The 6,514-nt window shown below is 37.9% G+C and carries 5 protein-coding genes; all 5 read left to right on the plus strand.

The annotated features are described in order from the left end of the window. The first annotated feature begins 404 nt into the window (after window positions 1–404). The 5 genes from ACPK8D_RS15685 (at window position 405) to ACPK8D_RS15705 (ending at window position 6,131) form a co-directional block, all read left to right on the plus strand. Complete coding sequence (locus tag ACPK8D_RS15685; protein WP_424718788.1) at window positions 405–1,706, plus strand: MBL fold metallo-hydrolase; 1,302 nt, start codon at window positions 405–407, stop codon at window positions 1,704–1,706. Window positions 1,707–1,708: 2 nt separating this feature from the next. After that, entirely contained in the window at window positions 1,709–1,939 is a 231-nt protein-coding gene (locus ACPK8D_RS15690; RefSeq protein ID WP_424718789.1) for a DUF3006 domain-containing protein, read from the plus strand. A gap of 575 nt (window positions 1,940–2,514) precedes the next feature. After that, on the plus strand, window positions 2,515–4,563 hold the full coding sequence (locus ACPK8D_RS15695; protein ID WP_424718790.1) for an MBL fold metallo-hydrolase: 2,049 nt from the start codon (window positions 2,515–2,517) through the stop codon (window positions 4,561–4,563). Between the two features lie 882 nt (window positions 4,564–5,445). After that, entirely contained in the window at window positions 5,446–5,850 is a 405-nt protein-coding gene (locus ACPK8D_RS15700; protein WP_424718791.1) for a hypothetical protein, read from the plus strand. Between the two features lie 188 nt (window positions 5,851–6,038). Beyond that, on the plus strand, window positions 6,039–6,131 hold the full coding sequence (locus ACPK8D_RS15705) for a hypothetical protein (protein WP_424718792.1): 93 nt from the start codon (window positions 6,039–6,041) through the stop codon (window positions 6,129–6,131). Window positions 6,132–6,514: the final 383 nt, after the last annotated feature.

A 6,514-nucleotide genomic window follows, 5' to 3' on the forward strand; every position in this document is an offset into this window, starting at 1 on the left:
TAGGACTTACGCGGTTGAGGAATGAAATCAAGTACATGTGGCCCCATCATAATTCTTGAGATTTAGACAGTTAAGTTTTACTGTTGCTGTTTTTCAGTTCAACCGCGTAGGTCCTAATAATTTACTTTTATTATAATTTACTTTTATATCATTCATATCATTCCATGAAATCTTTGAAGTTTTACGGGATCCATAGAGCCTTATCTCTTCCTCCACGGAAACTACATGATGGAAGGCAATGTGCAGATATGTGAAAGTTAAATTTCAGATCGAATATAATTCTAGAAATATAAGCCTAAAGCACTTCTTGGTATTAATTTTCATCTTTGTTGCTTTTAAGAACAAAACAAGTTTTAAGAGAGCTTAATGCAAATCTCTAATACCTCTGACGTATTAATATATTTATGAAACCCCCACAACTGATTGCCACAATCTTCTGCCTGACGCTAGTACTCATTGCAGCCGGATGTACAGGTCCAGAAGAAACACCTCTTGAAACAGCTTCGGAACAAACGGCTCCTACAATAAATGCTCAAGATACCGTCACTCTATCAGGCCAGAACCTTACCGTGCATTTCCTGGATGTTGATCAGGGGGACTCAATCCTCCTGGAGATTGATGGAAAATCCATGTTAGTTGACTCAGGAGAAAGTGACCAGGGAAAAGTTGTCACAGCTTACTTGCAGGACCAGGGAATTTCAACACTGAGTTACGTAGTTGCAACCCATCCACATTCTGATCATATCGGCGGGATGAAAGATATTCTTAACAACTTCCAAGTTGAACGTTTTGTTGATAGTGGATATCCCCATACCTCAAAAACCTATGAGAATATGCTAACCACTATTGATACAAAGAATATTCCTTTTGAGGTAGTTCGGGCTGGTCAGACAATTGATTTTGACCCTGCTGTTGATATCGAAGTGCTGAATCCGGCAAGCACATACTCCGACGAGCTGAATGAAAACTCCGTGGTTTTCAAAGTAACGTATGGCGACACTTCATTTTTGCTCATGGGAGATGCAGGTCTGGAATCAGAAGAAAACATAATGGAAGCCGGATACGATGTAGATTCCGATATCCTTAAGGTCGGACATCATGCAAGCACATCCGGCAGCGGAGAAGCTTTTATTTCAGCTGTAAGCCCTGAAGTAAGTATAATCGAAGTTGGAGCAGGAAACGACTATGGGCATCCTCATGCTGAGGTTCTTGAGAGATTAGAGAAAGCTTCAACGGTATATAGAACGGATCTGGATGGCACAATCACAGTTACAACAGATGGATCAATTTATACTGTAACAACTGAAAAAACCGGGACAATCTCCAGTAGAAGCGGAGCTTACACTTCTACAGATTCAACAACTGAAGAACAATCCGAAGAATATGTGGATCCAAGCTCTACCGAATCAACTGTGTATGTGAGCGACCTGAATCTTCAAGATGAATGGGTTCAGATATCAAACAAAGGATCTTCTCCAGTTTCCTTGAACGGCTGGAAAATTGAAGATGAAGGCAATAAACATACCTATACATTTCAGTCTTACACCCTGAATACAGGAACCACCGTAACTGTATTTACCGGAAAGGGCACAAACTCAGCCACTGAGCTTTACTGGCAACTAGACGACCCTATATGGAACAACGATGGTGACACAGCATATCTCTACGATGATAGTGGAAAGCTGATCTCAGAACTGGAGAGCTGAAGATGGAAAATTTCAAAGTTACATTAGACAGGATCGAAGAGGGCATTGCAGTGCTGCTTACAAGGGATGACGAGTCAATAAAAATAAATATCCCTCTTTTTTTGTTGCCTCCTGAAAGTAGGGAAGGAGACATTCTGAATATTACTATTGCCAGAGACGTGCAGGAGACTGAGGATGCGAAGGAAAGAGTATCGAATTTGCTTGAGAAACTTAAGAATAAGAATCAAGGATGATTAAAGGCAGGAATAGAAGAAACAGGACTGTTTCTGCTTCTTACTTTAAGTAACAATTTCATTTATTTTCCCCATCCTTTTTTTCCATCCCTTTCTTTCCAGTGAGCTCATCCCAAAACCAATTTTGTTTCTCATTTCAGTAAGAACCTCAAGGAGATTCTCGTAATTTGAAACCCAACTGGTATTAAAATTTGAAATTCAGAGACTCAGTTTTGAGTTTCGAGCTAGGCTCTAAAATATACCCTCTAAGAATATAAGTGTAAAAGCGTCCATTATAGGTATTATCTTTTTATAGTTTCCACAGTCTTTGAATGAATCTGAAAAGAGTCGTTAATATTTGAGATTACTTGGTTACAAATAGAAACCCACTAATATAATAACAACTATTCAAATAATATATAGGAATGTATATTTTAATAATACCCCTTATATAATATTTAAAAGTTTAAAATTATTTCTTAAAGTTCCATTAATGCCGATATTAGACCAATAAAACATATGGAAACCTAATATCTCTTTCCTTTGACTATTGGTTAGACGAAGGCATTAAAAAAGTTTTCTTGTGGGTGTTTTTTGTGTGGAAATTAAAAAATAGATTTATAGCTCTGATTGTTACCTTCTTCGTAGTGGTGGCAGGTTTTGGCATAGGTTCTGCAGTTGCATTTGGTCCAAGCGACGATAATTCTGTCAGTGAGAATTTTACCAGTGACGATACAATTGTAGAAGATACATCCGTAGAAGATACAACTGCAGACGATATCAGTGATCAGACAAGTGAGGATGAAGAAGTAATTGATGAAGAGGAAGAAGAAGTAACTGAAGAAGAAGAAGAAGTATGCACTCCTGAAGAAACTGAAGAAGAAGTATGTACTCCTGAAGTAACTGAAGAAGTATGTACTCCTGAAGTAACTGAAGAAGAAAAAGTATGTACTCCTGAAGTAACTGAAGAAGAAGTAACTGAAGAAGAAGTAACTGAAGAAGAAGTAACTGAAGAAGAAGTAACTGAAGAAGAAGTAACTGAAGAAGAAGAAGAAGTATGTACTCCTGAAGAAACTGAAGAAGAAAAAGTATGTACTCCTGAAGTAACTGAAGGAGAAGAATGTACTCCTGAAGTAATTGATGAAGAAGAAACTTCAGCAGAAGATATCTGTGAAGACACCGAAGAAGTAAGTGAAGATGAAGAAGCTACTGAAGAAGAAGTAGTATGCCAAGCTCCAACAGAAGAAGCTACTGAAGAAAAAGTAGTATGCCAAGCTCCAGCAGAAGAAACTACTGAAGAAGAAGAAGTATGCGAAACTCCAGCAGAAGATATTAATTGTGTAGAGACAAGCCCGCAAGTTGTTGATCCATGTGTAAAGGTAAATAATTCAGCCGGAAAAGCGAATATACCAACTGTGGATGACCCAAAAGAGAATGTACTGGGAAACATTATTGAACGTGTTCTCGCTGGGTTAAATGGAGATGATTCTTCCGAAGAAACTCTGGAACAGACAACTGTTCAAAATTCTAGTGCGCCAGCAGGCCAGAATCTGACTGTACACTTCTTGGATGTTGGACAGGGTGACTCTATCCTGATAGAATGTAACAATAGTACCATGCTAATAGATGCAGGAGAGAGTGATCACGGAGAAATTATTTCCGATTACCTGCAAGGCCAGGGAATTTCCACGCTGGACTATGTAGTTGCAACCCATCCACACTCTGACCACATCGGCGGTATGAACGATGTTCTTAATAACTTCCAGGTTGAGCATTTCACTGACAGTGGATATCCTCACACAATCCAAGCGTATGAGAATATGTTGACCAGTATTGACCAGAAAGACATCCCCTTTGAGGTAGCTCAGGCAGGTCAGACAATCGACTTTGACCCTGCTGTTGATATTGAGGTTTTAAACCCTGGAACTACATATTCAGACGATCTGAACGAAAATTCTGTAGTTCTCAAAATAGATTACGGGAATACTTCTTTCTTGCTTATGGGCGATGCAGGTCTTGAAACTGAAGAAAAAATAATGGAAGCCGGATACGATGTAGATTCCGATATCCTTAAGGTCGGACATCATGCAAGCACATCCGGCAGCGGAGAAGCTTTTATTTCAACTGTAAGTCCTGAAGTAAGTATTGTCGAAGTTGGAGCAGGAAACGATTACGGACATCCCGATGCTGAAATTCTTGAGAGATTACAGAAGGCTTCTAAGGTATACAGAACTGATCTGGATGGCACAATTATAGTTACAACAGATGGATCTACTTATACCATAACTACTCAAAAATCTAATACCCCATATGTAAGTCCTAATCCAACATCGACAGAAACAAATGAAGTAATACCGACAGAGACATCAACATCTGAACCGGTAAAGACACAAGCTACAACATCAGATACAACTGACACGAGCGGTGCATCTAACTATGAAAATTCAAAGTTCACGTCTACAACGACATCGAACACAATCAACGCAAACAGCGGATCAATAATTGGAAACTCGAATACTAATGTATACCATAACGCAGGATGCCGTTATGTTCCAACAATTAAACCGGAGCACCTCACTTATTTTGACAGTCGAAAAGAAGCAGAAGCCGCTGATTACCGAGCATGCAAAGTATGTGGCGGTTAAGAGTAATGATTCGAAAAACAAGCTTAAATTAGTAACATGAACCAACCCTTAGTAATGACCTTTGTACAAATTAAATAATCGTAAAAGAATTCTTCAAGGGCATTACTAACACTTTACTTTTTTATAATTTTTGTTTTTGTTAAAGAAATAAATCCCAAAACTCAAAATTTGTTTCTATGAGCTTATCCCAAAACTAAAAACAGCATCTCTTAATTTTCAAATTTCGAATGATCAATCAAGTTTCATATTATGAAAATGGTTCTGAAATTTTATTAATCTGAGATCAAAAATTGGTTTTGGGATAAACTCTATATCTAATTTTTAAGAGACTAATCTTATGTAACTGTGTATACTGGGGAAGGCACCAATACAGCTACCGAGCTTTATTGGTTATTCGGTAGTTATATCTGGAACTTTTGACAATCGGTGATAGAAGCTTCTTAATTCTATTTTAGTTTGATAGCTAAACAATGAGAGCTGTTTTTCGGAACGGGCTGATGGTGTGTATAATAAGGGTTGGTTAACAGATTCATGAGAAGATCTTCCCGTTCCTGAGAACAATACACAGTGTCATTTATTTAAATAATATTGAGAAAAATAATAGCACTAATACATAATTGTATGAATTATATGCATAAAAAGAATCGAAAGCGACTAAATGGCTCGAAGTGTGATAGAGTTAGGTGGTCAGAAGAAGCAAAAGATACTCGTAGTTTGGGGGACGAGCAAGTTTTTAACCCACTAGTCAAATATGCGAAAATCATTTGAAAGTATTGAGAGGGGGTGAAAAGTAGGACTCATATAAGAACGATCTGAGGTCAATACTTTCACACAGCTCGGCTGTTCCTTTTAGCCTCATAATTCATTTTGAGAATGGTTAATATGGATACATCAGAGAAATATATCAGAATGTGCTCACTCGCGAAGGAAATTCAAAGAAAATGGGTTTTCCAACCTGGGGATTTTGTTTATAATCCTGTTTCTGAAGAAGTTGAGGTTTTACTCTATCCCGGAAATAATTCAATTAATTATTTCTGGCTACCGAGACAGGACCAGCTACAAAAAATATGCATTGAATTCTTTATGCAGAATCTGAAGATATCGGAATTCGAAGCATTCTTACAGTTTTTAGAATGGTATTCCGGACGCCTTAGATATACTTTCGAACACGGACTCAAGAATGGAAACGATTTCATTGACTCTGGAGAAGAACTTCTGTTAAACCGTGCTATGATAATAATGCACTGGAAAAAATGGGATGGGAAGACGTGGGTTAAGGCAATTTAAGGATATATTAGCAAGAGTGCAAAATAATTTGATTTAACAGCTTTCATTTAGCTTCAAAAGTTTCTCATGGCGGTATTATACATAAAACTTACAGAAAACTCAACGGCAAAACTTTCATGCTCGATGAATTCAGTTATTCTGGAATTCGCAAACCAGATCAGAGAAACGCAAAGAGATGTTGAAAAAGAATTGCTGGTCCTGTACGTGAGCTATATCTTAATGATCCACGAGAAGTTCAGCCGGATGAGATATTAACTGAAGTTTATGCTCCTCTGGATTAATAAGGAAATAAGCTGGCAGGAATCTCTCTAAGAAAAAACCTGGAGACTGCATCACAGGAGGCTTCAAAAGTGCTCACAATTCGAAGCGATAATAAAGATCAACAAAAGCAAAAGCTGACCTCGAAGCAAGAATTGAAGCATTAGAGAAGAAGCTCTTTAAGCACTTAGAATCGAAAAATAAGGAATAAACGGAGTCGGGCTGAAATTCGAACTCAGGACCCTGCCTTATGAAGGCTGTATAGAGGCAGAAAGGAAAATATTCTGTATATTTAGGGTCCTACAAAATAAGTGCGTAAACTGAGGATTCAGAATGCTTATTTTAGGTAATAGACATATAACCAGAGTTCCCCCAATAAAAGTACATTCTTAGAATCCAATTTAGA

Origin of the sequence: Methanosarcina sp., assembly GCF_049706645.1 — an archaeon.
In the GTDB taxonomy this organism is placed as follows: domain Archaea; phylum Halobacteriota; class Methanosarcinia; order Methanosarcinales; family Methanosarcinaceae; genus Methanosarcina.

Bases quoted from the DNA above. Each gene is read 5' to 3' on its own strand.
- ACPK8D_RS15700 (WP_424718791.1), top strand. From the start codon at position 5,446: ATGGATACATCAGAGAAATATATCAGAATGTGCTCACTCGCGAAGGAA.
- ACPK8D_RS15690 (WP_424718789.1), top strand. From the start codon at position 1,709: ATGGAAAATTTCAAAGTTACATTAGACAGGATCGAAGAGGGCATTGCA.
- ACPK8D_RS15685 (WP_424718788.1), top strand. From the start codon at position 405: ATGAAACCCCCACAACTGATTGCCACAATCTTCTGCCTGACGCTAGTA.